The following is a 13,083-nucleotide window of genomic DNA, read 5'->3' on the forward strand; positions in this document are numbered from 1 at the left end:
GCGGCATCTGTACTGGTCAACTTCGAGGTTATCTGAATCTGTATTGCCGTGCGCGGCCGGCCTAGCCTGTCCCTTCTCCTCCTGCCGCGAAGCCGCCGTCATGTCGCCTGCCTCTCCTCCCGCCGCATCGCGTACCGCGCTGTGGCAGCTGCTGATCGCCGAGGTGCTGATCGGCTCGGTCGGCGTGTTCGTGCACGAGAGCGGGCAGGACCCGGTGACGGCCGTGTTCTACCGCTGTCTGTTCGGCGCGCTGTTCCTGCTGGCCTGGGGCCTGGCGCGCGGTCACCTGCGCGGCGTGCTGCGCGACCGCGCGCTGCTGCGCGGCGCGGTGGTCTCCGGGGTGCTGCTGGTGCTCAACTGGGTGGCGCTGTTCGCCGGCATGGCGCGCTCGTCGATCGGCGTGGCCACGCTGGTCTATCACTTCTTCCCGTTCGTGATGCTGATCCTGGCTGCCCTGTTGCTGGGCGAACGCACGCGGCCGGCGGACTGGGGCTGGACCGCATTGGCGTTCGTCGGCGTGGTCTGCTCGGCCGATCCACTGCGGCTGTTGCAGCATGTCGATGCCGGATACCTGACCGGCATCGGGCTGACCCTGTTGGGCGCGGTGCTGTGCGGCGCGTCGCTGCTGATGTCACGCAGCGTCGGGCGCCAGCGGCCGTTCGCGGTGGTCACCGTGCAGTGCTGCGTCGGCTCGGTGATGCTGGCCGGCTTCTCCTCCGGCACCGTACTGCACTTCGGCACGCACTGGGCCTGGCTGGTCGGCCTCGGCGTGATCCACAGCGGCATCGTCTACGTGCTGTTCTATTCGGCCTACCGGCACCTGTCGGTGGCGACCATCGCGGTGATCGCCTTCGTCTATCCGCTGGTGACGCTGGTGCTGGACTACGCGCTCTACGGGCATCGCCTGGATGCCGTGCAGCTGCTCGGCGTGGCGCTGATCATCCTCGGCACGCTGGGCGTCAACCTGAAGTGGCGGCTGCCGTCGCGGCGCGCGGCGCCTCTGGATGCGGTCCACTAAACACCGTCCGAAATGCTTCGACCGTCGTTCCCGCGGACGCGGGAAGTGCTTTTCGGCAGACGCATGACGGACGCTCCAGCGCCTTCCGCCTGAAGCTTCAAAGGCACTGGGTTCCCGCGTTCGCGGGAACGACGGCTTCTCGTTGGCGGTGCCAGTGGCGCCCGCCTCACAAAGAAAGGCCGCGCATGGCGCGGCCTTTCGCAGCCCTGGCGTTGCGCCGTCAGCGCACGTCGTGCAGGCGCCAGCCGCTGCCGGCCAGCAGGCCCAGGCGGTGCTTGAGGACTTCGCTGGGCAGGCTGGTGTCCACCACCAGATCGATATGCAGATCGTCGATCTTGCCGCGCACGTGCGCGGCCGGATCGACCGCACCCAGCGAGGGCGGCACCTGGTCCGGCTCGTCCTGCGCGTTGCGCCAGCGGGCGAACAGGACGTCGGTGCGCAGCGCATCCTGCAGCTGCTGCGCATAGCCTTCGGCGCTGCTGGAGGTGAAGCTGAAATCCGGCTCGGGCCCGCGTGCCTTGTCGGGGTCTGGCAGGGCGATGTAGTAGGTCGTCATGGGTGGTCCCTCCACGGTGGCGTTGAGGCGCAAGCCTAGGCGGGCGCGCGTCAGCGCCCCGTGTTCAGGCCGCGAAGGTGTGCGGCGGCGCGGCGAAGCCCACGCCCAGCGCGCCCTTGCCCACATTGACCATGCCGGTCAGGCTCATCACCGATTCGTACAGCTGGACGCCGTGTTCCGCGCAGGTCTCGCGCAGCCGCGCGTAGCCGGGCAGGGCGTGCAGTTCGGCCAGCTCGCCGCCGTAGCCCAGGTTGACCACCGGTGTCAGCAGGCCCTCGCGCACCTTCTGCCCGGTGAACTCGAACAGCTTCTGCGCCGAGGGTTCGAAGCCCTTGAGCTTGGCCACCGGCTCGGTCACGCCACGATAGGCGCGCAGCACCGGCTTGATGTCCAGCGCGCTGCCCAGCGCCGCGCTGAGCAGGCCCACGCTGCGGTCGCCCTTGGTGCGGGCGCGGGCGCGCAGGTAGTAGAGGTCGCGCGGGATCATGTAGCCGTAGGTGTTCTCGGCCAGCGCCTCCAGCGTGGTGCGGATCCTGGCGACCCCTTCGCCCGCCTCGCGCAGGCGCACGGCCTCGATCGCGGCGACGCCCTGGCCGGCGAACACGTTGAGCGTGTCGATCACGCGCAGCGCGAAGGGCGAGGTATGCCCGGCCGCGTGGCGGATGGCCTTGTAGTCGTTGAGGATCGCGAAGCTCGCCTGCATCGCGTTGTCGTGGATCTGGCTGCGCTGGCGCGAGATGGTCAGGCAGAACACGTGGTCGTAGTCGATCACCAGCTGCTGCAGGAACAGGTCGCGGATCTGCGCCACCGAGAACGGCGTGGTCTCCGCTTCGTGGCCACGCTCGGCCACGTGCGCACGCAGGAACGCCAGCGTGGCCTCCTCGTCACGATGGTCGGCCAGCACGGCGTCGCCGATGCGCACGGTGATCGGCAGGACGATGAGGTTGTGCTGGCGAATGAAGTCGGCAGGCAGGTCGCACGCCGAGTCCACCACGATCCCGATCCGCATGGGTCTTTCCCCTTCCAGATGATGGCGCGGGCCTGGTCGGCCCGTCTCGTCTTGATGTTGCGGCGCGTCATGGCCGATGCCTGACGACGCCCTCTCCCGGGGCGCATTGTGGACGATTCGGTCACGGCGAAAATGCTGAGGATTTCGCAGTTGTCGCACGCGATCGCCGCCCCGCGCCGCATGACCGCCTTGTCATCCGCCAGCGCGCCCGCACCCGCTTGCACGCCTCGTTCATTCCATCTGCTTATGCTCGCCGGTCCATCCACCCCAGGGGCAGGCGGCATGTCCAGGCGCAACCAGGCAGGCGGCGTAGGCGCGAGGCGCATGGCATGGCGGTAAAGCGCAAGCCCAAGCCGAGCCGGCAGCAGGAGGTGGTCGAGTTCTGGCGCCAGGCGGGGCCGGAGCGCTGGTTCGCGAAGAACGAATCGTTCGACGCCAACTTCCGCACCCAGTTCCTCGCCGACCACCATGCCGCCGCCCGCGGCGAGCACCAGGACTGGCTGCACAGCGCCGAAGGCGCGTTGGCGCTGCTGGTCCTGCTGGACCAGTTCCCGCGCAACGCCTGGCGCGACAGCGGCCACGCCTTTGCCACCGATGGCCTGGCGCTGGCCTACGCCGCGCGTGCCCTGGACGCCGGCCATGATCAGGCCACCGAGCCGGCGCTGCGGCCGTTCTTCTATCTGCCCTTCAACCATGCCGAGGATGCCGCGCTGCAAGCGCGCGCGGTGGCGCTGTTCGAGTCGCTGGGCGATGGCCAGCACCTGGCGTTCGCGCGGCAGCATCAGGCCGTGATCGCGCGCTTCGGCCGGTTCCCGCATCGCAATGCCGCGCTGGGCCGCACCAGCACCCCCGAGGAGCAGGCCTGGCTGGACGCGGGCGGCGGCTTCTAGCTGTCCGGTGGCAAGGCGCGGTGGGAGCCGCCGGGCGGCGATGGCGCTGTCCCGATGGCTGTTCAAGCCCTAGCCGTCCAAGCCAAGAATCTCTGATGAAGCAGTGCAGGGAAAGCCTCATCGCCGCCATGGCGGCTCCACACGCAGGGATGGCCAGAAAGGCCGCTTATCCAACTTCAATCACCCAAAGGACAACACGCCCCAGGCGGGGCGTGTTGTGTGGACGATGTGCGTTCGGATCAGTAGCGCGGCACGCTCGGATCGACTTCGTTGGACCAGGCCTCGATGCCGCCGGCCACGTTGTGCACGTTGGAGAACCCGAGCACGCGGAACTGCTCGGCAGCCTGGTGGCTGCGTCCGCCGGCATGGCACAGGAACGCGATCTGCGTGTCCTTGGGCAGGGCCTCCAGCTCGGCGCGGCCGTTGCCGTCGAAGGTCTTGAACGGCACGTTGACCGAGGCGATGGCGCGCTCGTCGGCCGGCCGCACATCCACCAGCAGCAGCTCGCCGGCGGCGACCTTGGCGGCCGCCTCGGTCACCGACAACTGATTGACTGGGCGCGGTGCGTTCGGGTTGTCGATGGCCAGGCCCTTGCCGCGGATGTCGTCGACCCAGTCGATGGTGATGCCCTCGGCGCGGCGCGCGCTGGCCAGGTCGAACTGGATGCGCACGCCGTTGGACTCGGCAGCGATGGCGTTGGCGTCGAACGGCCCCAGCTGGAAGTTGGGCTGGAACTGCGCATCGATGGCCAGCACCAGCGCGGCGCTGCCGCCGGCGTCGGCCACGGCATTGGCCAGCATCTCGGCCGCGGCCGGGGTCACGGTGATCGACGGCGGCGTGCGGTCGGGCGCGGCCACGCCCAGCAGCGCGGCCAGTTCGCCGGAGTTGGTCATCTGCTCGATGATGTCGCTGCCGCCGACCAGTTCGCCATCGACGTACAGCTGCGGGATCGTCGGCCAGTCGCCGTAGACCTTGATGCCCTCGCGGATCTCCTGGTCGGCCAGCACATTGACGTGGGCGTAGTCCACGCCCAGCGTGGACAGCGCGCCGACCGCCTTGGCCGAGAAACCGCACTGCGGCATGGTCGGCTGGCCCTTCATGAACAGCACCACGCGGTTGGACTGCAGCAGGGAATCGATGCGCGAACGCAGGGCGGGATCGAGGGACATGGCGGCTACCGGCGGCTGACGACGAGAAAGAGGGGGAATTTTACCCGCGTGGCATGATGCGCGGGATGGAGCCCGAAGCAACGCAGCATCGCGCCACGACCAGGCCCTACTTCAGGTTGGGGCTGCTGGCGCTGTCACAAGTGGCCGCGCTGGCGCTGTGGTGGCTGGTCGGCTGGCCGCTGGGCCTGGCCGTGCTGCTGTTCACCCATGGCGCCGTGCTGTGGTCCACCTTCCACCCGCGCTCGCAGCTGTTCTGCACGGCGCTGGTGCGCCTGCCAGGCGCGCAGCCCAGGGTCTGGCTGACCATCGACGACGGCCCCTCCGACGACACGCGGCCGATGCTGGACCTGCTCGATGCCCACGGCGCCAAGGCCACCTTCTTCGTGGTCGGCGAGCGCGCCCGCGCGCGACCGGAGCTGGTGCGCGAGATCGTCCGCCGCGGTCACGGTCTGGGCAACCACAGCGACAGCCATCCGCAGGCCGCGTTCTGGCGGCTGGGGCCGGTCACGCTCGAGCGCGAGATCGCCGCCAACCAGCGCAGCCTGGCCGAACTGGCCGGCGCACCACCGCGCTGGTTCCGCTCGGTGGTCGGCCACACCAATCCCTTCATCGCGCCGGTGCTCGCCCGCCACGGCCTGACCCGCGTGGCCTGGAGCGCGCGCGGCTTCGACGGCGTGCGCTGCACGCCAGACCAGGTGCTGGCGCGCATCGTCCCCGACCTCAAGCCCGGCGCCATCGTCCTGCTGCACGAGGGCGCCGCGCATGGCCACAACGTGGAGATCCTGCGGCGTGTGCTGACCGGGCTGGAAGCGCGCGGCCTGAGCGCGACGTTACCCTGATCTACGGCTGTTCAGCGCCGCCTGGCCGGTCGGCGGCGCTGGCTTTCCCCTGTGCTGATGCGATCGTCCTGGTTTCTTCGACCAGCGCATCGACATCTTCCACGGAGAACTTCGCAAGTTCCTCCGCCGCGCGTGAGGTCGCCTGCTTGTCGCCGTTTCCTTCGCCGTAGAGGCGCAGGCCCTGCGCGTCGCGAAAGAACATGAAGTGGAAAGGCGCGGCGGGCGAGCCTGCCACGGAATAGAAAATGACGGTCCTGCTGTCGGTGCAGCTGTAGATTCCCCACTCGCTGCCGCCATACGACTTCTTCAACGGTCCGACATCGCATGCCAAGGGTGCGGGCTGCGTCTGCGCCGCCGCGTTGGCGATGCAAGCCAGGATGAGCGCCGTTGCGAAGATCGTCCTGGCCAGGCTCACGCGCGCTGGGCCACGATCAGCCAGTTGTTGAACGGCGTGTTGCCGTACAGGGGGGCGAAGGTGGCGGTCAGGCCGGCGTTGGCGAGGTGGTGTTCGAGGCTCTCACGGGTGGGATAGCGCTTGGGCACTTCCTGCATCCAACCGGTGAAGTGCGCCATCAGGTCGGTGACCCTGGAGGTGCGGCCGCGGCCGCTGTCATCGCCCAGCGCGCTGCGGATCACCAGCTTGCTGTCCGGCGCGAGCATGCGCGCGGCATGCTCCAGCATGCCGCCCTGCACGTGCGCGGGCAGGTACTGCAGCATGTCCAGGATGCAGACGTTGCCGCGATGCTCGGGCCAGCGCGCGGCCAGGTCGACCACTTCGAAGCGGGTGTCGTGCAGCCCGTTGCGGCGCGCGATCAGGCCGGCGCGCGCGATCTTGTCCGCGTCGATGTCCACGCCGTGGTAGCGGCGCGGCTGGCCATCGGCGCGCAGCGCGTGCGCCAGCAGCCCCAGGCCGCAGCCCAGATCGAGCACCGGGCCGGGCGCATCGCGCAGCGCGGCCAGCACGCCGGGATAGAGCGGGTCGGTGCGCAGCTTGATGCGCGTGTAGTAGTAGTCGTGCCGGTTGCCCCAGGGCCGGCGCGGCAGAAAGGCGCGGGCGATGGCCAGCGCTTGCTGGGGGGGCATGGGACGGGTGGCTTCGCTCACGTCGGTCCTTCGGCGCTTGGGCGGGGCGCGTTAGGCTAGCGCATCGCGGGCTGCGGGAAACGCGCGCTGCATCCACAGCCGATACATGGCGCCGGAGGGATGCAGGCCGTCGGCCACCAGCATCGCAGCTTCGGCCCCGTGCTGGCGACTGACGGTGGTGACATCCACGAACGCCACCTGCAGGCGCTGGCAGGCGATGCGCGCCTCGCGGTTGAACGCGTCGATCTCCGTCGCGATCCGCGCCGTATCGCGTCCGGAAGCGGCCGCGAACGGGGTCACGCCCCAGTCCGGAATCGACAGCACCACCACGCGCCGCGCGCGCCCGCCGGCCAGCGCGATGGCGTGCTCCAGCAGGCTCTGGAACTGCTGCAGGTACTCCTCCAGCGGCCGGCCGCGGTACTGGTTGTTGACCCCGATCAGCAGCGTGACCAGGTCGAAGCCGGGCGCTGGCGCGGCCTGGTCGATCGCGGCCTGCAGTTCGTCGGTCGTCCAGCCGGTGGTGGCGATGATCCGCGGATCGTCCACGCCCAGCCCGTCGGCGCGCAGCGCATGGGCGAGCTGCACCGGCCAGCGTTCGCTGGCAGCCACGCCTTCGCCGATGGTGTAGGAATCGCCCAGCGCCAGATAGCGCAGGCCGTGCGGGGCGATGGTGCCCGCCGCCGGGTGCACGCCGGCCATGACGGTCAGGCCGCGGCCGGGCGCGACCTGGGCTTGAGCGGCACCACCTTGTTGGCCGCCTCCGCGCGCTTGGCCAGCGCACGGTCGATGCGTGTGAACACCTCGCGCATGGCCACCGCATCGGGCAGCAGGGTGACGCGGAAATGGTTGCGGTAGGGCACGTTGAAGCTCGAACCCGGCACCACCAGCACGCCCTCGTCCTCCATCAGTTCCAGCGCGAAGGCGTAGTCGTCGAAGCCCTTGGCCGCATCGCCCACCACCGCGGGGAACGCATACAGCGCGCCGGCCGGCGCGCACAGCTTGAGGTGCTCGCTGGCCGTGCAGGCCTCGACCACCGCGCGGCGGGTCTCGTACAGGCGGCCGCCCGGCGCGGTGAGCGCGCTGATGGTGTCCGGACCGTTGATGGCCGCTTCCACCGCGTACTGGCCCGGCACGTTGGCGCACAGGCGCAGCGCACCCAGCAGGTCCATGGCGTGCTGCAGCGGGGTGATGCGCTGCGCGTCGCCGGACAGCAGCGCCCAGCCCACGCGCCAGCCGCAGGCACGGTGCACCTTGGACAGGCCGGAGAAGGTGATGCACGGCACCTCGCCGGCCAGCGGCGCCAGCGGTTCGAACGTCGCCCCGTCGTAGAGGATCTGGTCGTAGATCTCGTCGACCATCAGCAGCAGCTGGTGCTTGGCGGCGATGGCGACGATGCGCTTGAGCAGCTCGCGCGGATAGGTGGCGCCGGTGGGATTGTTGGGGTTGATCAGCACGATGGCGCGGGTGCGGCTGGACACCAGCGTCTCGATCTCCGACGGATCGGGCAGGAAGCCGTTGGCCGCATCGCACTGGTAGTACACCGGGCGGCCGTCGTTGAGGATGGTGGCGGCCGACCACAGCGGGTAGTCGGGCGAGGGCACCAGCACTTCGTCGCCCGGGTTGAGCAGCGCGCGCAGCGACAGGTCGATCAGCTCGGACACGCCGTTGCCGATGAACACCCGGTCAGGATGCGCGTCGGGCGTGTTGCGGCGCGCGTAGTAGGCGGCCACCGCCTCGCGCGCTGCCGGCAGGCCCTGCTGGTGGGTGTAGGGGTCGGTGCGGCCCATGTCGTCGGCGATCGCGTGCTGCAGATGCTCGGGCGCGCGGAAACCGAACGCGCCGGGGTTGCCGATGTTGAGCTTGATCAGCTTGCGACCCTGGGCCTCCAGCTCGCGGGCTCGCCGGGCCAGCTCGCCACGGATCTCGTAGCGGACTTCGGACAGGCGTTCACGGATGGCGAGGGGCTTGAGGGGAGCGGAGGACATGGCACGGGCGCGTGGAGGTGAAAAAACGGCCAAAGCATACGCCTGATGGCCCGTGCTGCGGGCGTTTCAGCGGAAACCATGGGTCGCGGGCCATGCCGCCCGCCTGCGGCGCCGACGGGCCAGCCCGTAGAATCGCCGCCATGACCGATGCTGTCTTCGACGATGCCGACCTGCGGCGGATTGGCTGGCCCTGGCCCGGCGCGCCCGAGGACCCGGCGTGGCAGGCGCTGACCCGGGCCCATCCCGGCGCCCGCCCGGCGCGGGTGATCGAGCAGCATCGCTCGGGCTACGTGGTCGCCGGCGGGCCGCGGGCCGAGCAGACGCTGCGGCCCGAGTCCCTGCCGGACTGGCAGCGACCGCGCTTTCCCGCGCACGAGCGCCCCGCCGTGGGCGACTGGGTCCTGGTGGAGGAAGACAAGCGCATCGTCGCCCTGCTGCCGCGGCGCACGGCGATCAAGCGTGCCGCCGCCGGCGAGCACTACCACCAGCAGGTGATCGCGGCCAACATCGATGTGGTCTTCATCGTCTGCGGGCTGGACGCCGACTTCAATCCGCGCCGGATCGAGCGCTATCTGATGCTGGTCGGCGGCGGTGGCGTGCAGCCGGTGGTGGTGCTGACCAAGGCCGACCGCACCGAGTACGCCGACGACGCGCTCGAGGTGCTCGCCGATCTGGCCGCGCAGGAGGTGCCGCTGCGCACGGTCAACGCCAAGGATCCCGCCAGCGTCGCGCAGCTGCATGGCTGGCTGGGGCCCGGCCGCACGGCGGTGCTGGTGGGCTCTTCCGGCGCGGGCAAGTCCACGCTCACCAACACGCTGCTGGGCGTGGAGAAGATGAAGACCAGCGCGGTGCGCGAGACCGATTCGCGCGGCCGCCACACCACCACGCATCGCGCGTTGATCCCGCTGCCTTCCGGCGCCTGCCTGATCGACACCCCCGGCATGCGCGAGCTCAAGCCCACCGGCGAGGAAGACCTGGCCGAAAGCGGCTTCGCCGACATCGAGGCGCTGGCCGCGCAGTGCCGGTTCCGCAACTGCGCCCATCAGGGCGAACCGGGCTGCGCGGTGCAGGCGGCGATCGAGGCCGGCGAGCTCGATCCCGGCCGGCTGGCCAATTACCTGAAGCTGCAGGAAGAGGTGACCACCGCCGCGGCCAAGCTGGCCAAGCGCGTGGCCGAGCAGCAGGGCAAGACAGGGCGGCGCCCCACCGGGAAGCCGCCCCGCCGCTAGACCGGGTCGCGATCCGCCTGCTGTCCCTTTTCCAGCATCTGGCGCAGCCGGCTGCGTCGCTGTTCGAGTTCGGCGATCTGCCGCTCGATCGAGGCCAGCCGCCGGCGCTGCACTTCGGTCGTCTCGGAGCAGGCTGCCGCGCCTTCGATCATCCGCATGCAATCGGGAAACTCGCGGATCTCGGCCAGGCTGAAGCCTGCGCCGATCAGCCGCTGGATCTGCCTGACCTGGGTCACGGCCAGGGCGGAGAACACGCGATAGCCGTTCTCGGCACGGACCGACGACAGCAGCCGATGGGCGTCGTAGTGCCGGATCGAACGCAGGCTGGCGCCCGTTTCGCGGGCCAGTTCGCCGATGGACAGGGCAGCTTGGGGACGAGCCTTGGGCATGGGCGAACGCTAGCACAGGCGGTGCTTGACTCTCACATCAGTGTGAGGCTCGAGACTGCGCGCATCCCAGGCATCGATGAGGATTCGCCATGCTTTCGTCCAGGCTTCACCGCGCGCTCGGCGCGCTGATCGTCGGGCTCGCGCTGCTGACTGGCGCGCCGGCCGCGCTCGCCGTCACCAGGCAGTACACCGTCTCCGCGCCGGATGGCGTCGCGTTGGCCGTGCAGGAGTCGGGCGATCCCGACGGCGCCCCGGTCATCCTCATCCACGGCCTGCTGGGCAGCCGGCTGAACTGGGACAAGCAACTGCTCGATCCCCAACTGCAGCACCATCGACTGATCACCTACGACCTGCGGGGACACGGCCTGTCCGGCAAGCCCAACGACGCCGCGGCCTACACGGACGGGCGCCGGTGGGCCGACGACCTGGCGGCGGTCATCGCGTCCACGCAGGCGCGCAGGCCGGTGCTCGTCGGCTGGTCGCTGGGCGGTGCCGTGATCTCGAACTACCTCGCCGCCTACGGCGACGGCGCCATCGCCGGCGCGGTCTATGTCGATGGCGTGATCGAGCTCAAGCCCGAGCAGCTCGTGGCGCATCCGGAGGTCTATCGCGACATGGTCGCCCCGGACCTGAAGACCCATCTGCAGGGCGAACGCGCCTTCCTGCGGCTGTGCTTCCACCGCCAGCCGGATGCGGACACCTTCTCGCTGCTGCTCGCCAATGCGGCGCTGGCGTCGTGGGAGATGCAAGCGGCCGTGCCGTCGATGACCGTCGACGCGGCCACCGGATTGAGCCGGGCCAAGATCCCGGTGCTGCTGCTCTACGGCGCGCGCGACGCGCTGGTGAAGGCCGAGCCGAGCATCGCGCGCGCCAAAGGGCTCAATCCGCGGATCCGCAGCGTGCTTTACGCCGAGTCCGGCCATGCGCCTTTCCTGGAAGAGCCGGACCGCTTCAATCGTGACCTGCTCGCGTTCATCCGCTCGGCCGCGTCCGCCTCGGCCGGTCGAGACTGAGGAGGGGTTGAGCTCGGCGACCGCTGGCCCACGGCGTGAGGTGCGACCGAAATCCGACAGCGCGGCTGCGACCGTGTCGGCCCTACTCGAGGCCGAGGGCTGGACATGTCGGAACACGGCACGCCGCCGGCGGTCGCCAACAAGGTCGCCGCGGTCACCCTGGGCTTCTGGATCCTCAAGATCCTGGCGACGACGCTGGGCGAGACCGGCGGCGACTGGCTCACCATGACGCTCGGGCTGGGCTACGGGCCCGGGGCCTTGCTGCTGCTTGGCCTGTTCGCGCTGACCCTGCTGGCGCAGCTGCGGGCGCGCGGCTTCCATCGCGGGCTGTACTGGTCGGTGATCCTGTCCACCAGTACCGCGGGCACGGCGATGTCGGACTTCCTGGATCGCACGCTGGGGCTGGGCTATCTGCGCGGCGCGCTGCTGCTGGTGGCGCTGCTGGGCGGGGTGCTGGCCGCCTGGTACCACAGCGAGGGGCATCTGTCGGTGCAGCGCATCGCCAGCCGCCGGGCCGAGGGCTTCTACTGGATGGCGATCCTGGTCAGCAACACGCTGGGTACGGCGCTGGGCGATTTCCTGGCCGATTCCTCCGGCCTGGGCTTCGCCGCCAGCGCCGGGCTGATCGCGGCGGTGATCGCCGCCACAGCGCTGGCCTACCGCTTCACGTCCGCCGGCCGGGTGCTGCTGTTCTGGATCGCGTTCGTGATGACCCGGCCGTTCGGCGCGACCTTCGGCGACCTGCTGACCAACCCGGCCGCGCATGGCGGCCTGGAGCTGGGCACCGGCGGCGCCTCGCTGGTGCTGGCGGTGCTGCTGATCGCAGGGCTGCTGGTGCAGGGGCGTGGCCGCCGGACGCTCAGCGCTCCGAATGCCCGCTCTCGTCGTGGTCGCGCGGGTGGAACAGGTCCGGCCGGATCAGCGCGATGAAGGCCCGCGCCTGCGGCGAGAGGTACTTGCCCTTGCGCACCACCACGCCATAGCTGCGCGAGGGGAAGTACGCGCTCAGCGAGCGCGCGGTGATGCGGCCGCGGTCGGCCTCGCCCAGGCAGATCGAGCTGACGATCGACAGGCCCATGCCCATGGCCACGTACTGCTTGATGACCTCCCAGCCGCCCACCTCCAGTGCCACGGTGTACGGCACGCGCGCCTGCTGGAAGGTCAGGTCCACCAGCCGGTAGGTGATCTGCCGGCGCGGCGGCAGGATCAGGCCGTAGGGCGAGATGTCCTCCAGGGTCACCTTGTCCTTCTTCGCCAGCGGGTGGTCGTGCGGGGTGATCAGCATCGGCTCAAAGCGGTAGACCGGCTCGTAGCTGAGGTCGGCCGCGACGTCGACCATCGAGCCCACCGCCAGGTCCACCGCGTCCTGGCGCAGCAGGTCGGTGCCGTCGGCGCTGATGGCGTTGTGCAGGGTCAGGCGCACCTCGGGGTGCTCGCGGCGGAAGGCGTCCACGATCCGCGGCAGCAGGTAGAGGATGGTCGAGCTGTTGGCGGCGATGTTCAGCTCGCCCGCGTCCAGCCCGCTGACCTTGTGGCGGAAATCCGAGGCCAGCGAATCCACCCCTTCGACCAGCGGCTGGGCCATCTCGTACAGCAGCTGGCCCTCGCGGGTGGGGGTCAGGCGCCGTCCGCTGCGCTCGAACAGCCGCGTCCCGTACTCCCGTTCCAATGCCTGCAGCTGCAGCGAAATGGCCGGCTGGCTGACGAACAAGGCCTCCGCCGCCCGCGAAACCGAGCCCAATCGCACCACCTGGCAGAACGCGCGCAGCGGTTTGAGCCGATCGGATTTGTAGGAAAAACGAGGGGTTACGTTCGCTGGCATGGGTCTGAATCCGCTCTCATGAGCAGAACTTATGAATTGAATTGATAAAACTAAGTTGTCAAATACTAACCCCCGGAGCAC

The 13,083-nt window shown here is 69.8% G+C and carries 15 protein-coding genes; 6 read left to right on the forward strand and 9 right to left on the reverse strand.

Features of this window, described 5'->3' with window-relative positions; genetic code table 11:
* Positions 1-100: 100 nt before the first annotated feature.
* Positions 101-1,018 carry a DMT family transporter gene (locus LAJ50_RS01770; RefSeq protein ID WP_130551109.1) on the forward strand — a complete coding sequence of 306 codons (918 nt, stop codon included), beginning with the start codon at positions 101-103 and terminating at the stop codon, positions 1,016-1,018.
* Between the two features lie 220 nt (positions 1,019-1,238).
* On the opposite strand, the gene LAJ50_RS01775 is transcribed toward LAJ50_RS01770, so the two are convergent.
* Both LAJ50_RS01775 and LAJ50_RS01780 read right to left on the reverse strand, forming a co-directional pair.
* Complete coding sequence (locus tag LAJ50_RS01775) at positions 1,239-1,574, reverse strand: hypothetical protein (protein ID WP_130551108.1); 336 nt, start codon at positions 1,572-1,574, stop codon at positions 1,239-1,241.
* Between the two features lie 64 nt (positions 1,575-1,638).
* On the reverse strand, positions 1,639-2,583 hold the full coding sequence (locus LAJ50_RS01780; protein ID WP_130551107.1) for a DegV family protein: 945 nt from the start codon (positions 2,581-2,583) through the stop codon (positions 1,639-1,641).
* 329 nt (positions 2,584-2,912) lie between these two features.
* Here LAJ50_RS01780 and LAJ50_RS01785 point away from each other — a divergent pair, with 329 nt between their 5' ends.
* A complete protein-coding gene (locus tag LAJ50_RS01785; protein ID WP_138652660.1) occupies positions 2,913-3,473 on the forward strand; it encodes a DUF924 family protein in 561 nt (186 codons plus the stop codon).
* Positions 3,474-3,712: 239 nt separating this feature from the next.
* Here LAJ50_RS01785 and grxD read toward each other — a convergent pair whose 3' ends face one another.
* Positions 3,713-4,642, reverse strand: a complete 930-nt coding sequence (gene grxD / locus LAJ50_RS01790) for a Grx4 family monothiol glutaredoxin (protein WP_130551105.1) — start codon at positions 4,640-4,642, stop codon at positions 3,713-3,715.
* 65 nt (positions 4,643-4,707) lie between these two features.
* On the opposite strand from grxD, the gene LAJ50_RS01795 reads away from it, so the two are divergent.
* Entirely contained in the window at positions 4,708-5,481 is a 774-nt protein-coding gene (locus LAJ50_RS01795; RefSeq protein WP_138652658.1) for a polysaccharide deacetylase family protein, read from the forward strand.
* 1 nt (position 5,482) lies between these two features.
* Here LAJ50_RS01795 and LAJ50_RS01800 read toward each other — a convergent pair whose 3' ends face one another.
* From LAJ50_RS01800 to LAJ50_RS01815, 4 genes are read right to left on the reverse strand one after another with little or no spacing between them, the layout of a single operon-like run.
* Positions 5,483-5,896: a hypothetical protein gene (locus LAJ50_RS01800; RefSeq protein ID WP_138652656.1), complete on the reverse strand. Its 414-nt coding sequence runs from the start codon at positions 5,894-5,896 to the stop codon at positions 5,483-5,485.
* A complete protein-coding gene (locus tag LAJ50_RS01805) occupies positions 5,893-6,564 on the reverse strand; it encodes a class I SAM-dependent methyltransferase (protein WP_130551102.1) in 672 nt (223 codons plus the stop codon). The genes LAJ50_RS01800 and LAJ50_RS01805 overlap by 4 nt, the downstream gene beginning before the upstream one ends.
* 51 nt (positions 6,565-6,615) lie before the next feature.
* Entirely contained in the window at positions 6,616-7,263 is a 648-nt protein-coding gene (locus LAJ50_RS01810) for an SGNH/GDSL hydrolase family protein (protein WP_138652654.1), read from the reverse strand.
* 5 nt (positions 7,264-7,268) lie between these two features.
* Complete coding sequence (locus tag LAJ50_RS01815; protein WP_130551100.1) at positions 7,269-8,549, reverse strand: pyridoxal phosphate-dependent aminotransferase; 1,281 nt, start codon at positions 8,547-8,549, stop codon at positions 7,269-7,271.
* 140 nt (positions 8,550-8,689) lie between these two features.
* Here LAJ50_RS01815 and rsgA point away from each other — a divergent pair, with 140 nt between their 5' ends.
* The gene (gene rsgA / locus LAJ50_RS01820; RefSeq protein WP_130551099.1) at positions 8,690-9,778 is read left to right on the forward strand and encodes a ribosome small subunit-dependent GTPase A; all 1,089 of its coding nucleotides are present in this window, start codon (positions 8,690-8,692) and stop codon (positions 9,776-9,778) included.
* Here rsgA and LAJ50_RS01825 read toward each other — a convergent pair.
* Positions 9,775-10,167, reverse strand: coding sequence for a MerR family transcriptional regulator (locus LAJ50_RS01825; RefSeq protein ID WP_130532317.1), 393 nt, complete (start codon positions 10,165-10,167; stop codon positions 9,775-9,777). The two genes, rsgA and LAJ50_RS01825, sit on opposite strands and share 4 nt — an antisense overlap.
* Before the next feature lie 89 nt (positions 10,168-10,256).
* On the opposite strand from LAJ50_RS01825, the gene LAJ50_RS01830 reads away from it, so the two are divergent.
* Both LAJ50_RS01830 and LAJ50_RS01835 read left to right on the forward strand, forming a co-directional pair.
* Positions 10,257-11,180 carry an alpha/beta hydrolase gene (locus LAJ50_RS01830; RefSeq protein ID WP_130551098.1) on the forward strand — a complete coding sequence of 308 codons (924 nt, stop codon included), beginning with the start codon at positions 10,257-10,259 and terminating at the stop codon, positions 11,178-11,180.
* A 105-nt stretch (positions 11,181-11,285) separates the two neighbouring features.
* Positions 11,286-12,110 carry a hypothetical protein gene (locus LAJ50_RS01835; RefSeq protein WP_138652652.1) on the forward strand — a complete coding sequence of 275 codons (825 nt, stop codon included), beginning with the start codon at positions 11,286-11,288 and terminating at the stop codon, positions 12,108-12,110.
* Here LAJ50_RS01835 and LAJ50_RS01840 read toward each other — a convergent pair.
* Positions 12,040-13,002 carry a LysR family transcriptional regulator gene (locus LAJ50_RS01840; protein ID WP_130521732.1) on the reverse strand — a complete coding sequence of 321 codons (963 nt, stop codon included), beginning with the start codon at positions 13,000-13,002 and terminating at the stop codon, positions 12,040-12,042. The genes LAJ50_RS01835 and LAJ50_RS01840 overlap by 71 nt on opposite strands.
* Between the last annotated feature and the right edge of the window lie 81 nt (positions 13,003-13,083).

It is taken from the genome of Pseudoxanthomonas sp. X-1 (assembly GCF_020042665.1).
Classification (GTDB): domain Bacteria; phylum Pseudomonadota; class Gammaproteobacteria; order Xanthomonadales; family Xanthomonadaceae; genus Pseudoxanthomonas_A; species Pseudoxanthomonas_A spadix_A.

Coding starts and splice junctions, on each gene's coding strand:
- LAJ50_RS01770 (WP_130551109.1), top strand. CDS start 101: ATGTCGCCTGCCTCTCCTCCCGCCGCATCGCGTACCGCGCTGTGGCAG.
- LAJ50_RS01775 (WP_130551108.1), bottom strand. CDS start 1,574: ATGACGACCTACTACATCGCCCTGCCAGACCCCGACAAGGCACGCGGG.
- LAJ50_RS01780 (WP_130551107.1), bottom strand. CDS start 2,583: ATGCGGATCGGGATCGTGGTGGACTCGGCGTGCGACCTGCCTGCCGAC.
- LAJ50_RS01785 (WP_138652660.1), top strand. CDS start 2,913: ATGGCGGTAAAGCGCAAGCCCAAGCCGAGCCGGCAGCAGGAGGTGGTC.
- grxD (WP_130551105.1), bottom strand. CDS start 4,642: ATGTCCCTCGATCCCGCCCTGCGTTCGCGCATCGATTCCCTGCTGCAG.
- LAJ50_RS01795 (WP_138652658.1), top strand. CDS start 4,708: ATGGAGCCCGAAGCAACGCAGCATCGCGCCACGACCAGGCCCTACTTC.
- LAJ50_RS01805 (WP_130551102.1), bottom strand. CDS start 6,564: ATGCCCCCCCAGCAAGCGCTGGCCATCGCCCGCGCCTTTCTGCCGCGC.
- LAJ50_RS01810 (WP_138652654.1), bottom strand. CDS start 7,263: ATGGCCGGCGTGCACCCGGCGGCGGGCACCATCGCCCCGCACGGCCTG.
- LAJ50_RS01815 (WP_130551100.1), bottom strand. CDS start 8,549: ATGTCCTCCGCTCCCCTCAAGCCCCTCGCCATCCGTGAACGCCTGTCC.
- rsgA (WP_130551099.1), top strand. CDS start 8,690: ATGACCGATGCTGTCTTCGACGATGCCGACCTGCGGCGGATTGGCTGG.
- LAJ50_RS01825 (WP_130532317.1), bottom strand. CDS start 10,167: ATGCCCAAGGCTCGTCCCCAAGCTGCCCTGTCCATCGGCGAACTGGCC.
- LAJ50_RS01830 (WP_130551098.1), top strand. CDS start 10,257: ATGCTTTCGTCCAGGCTTCACCGCGCGCTCGGCGCGCTGATCGTCGGG.
- LAJ50_RS01835 (WP_138652652.1), top strand. CDS start 11,286: ATGTCGGAACACGGCACGCCGCCGGCGGTCGCCAACAAGGTCGCCGCG.
- LAJ50_RS01840 (WP_130521732.1), bottom strand. CDS start 13,002: ATGCCAGCGAACGTAACCCCTCGTTTTTCCTACAAATCCGATCGGCTC.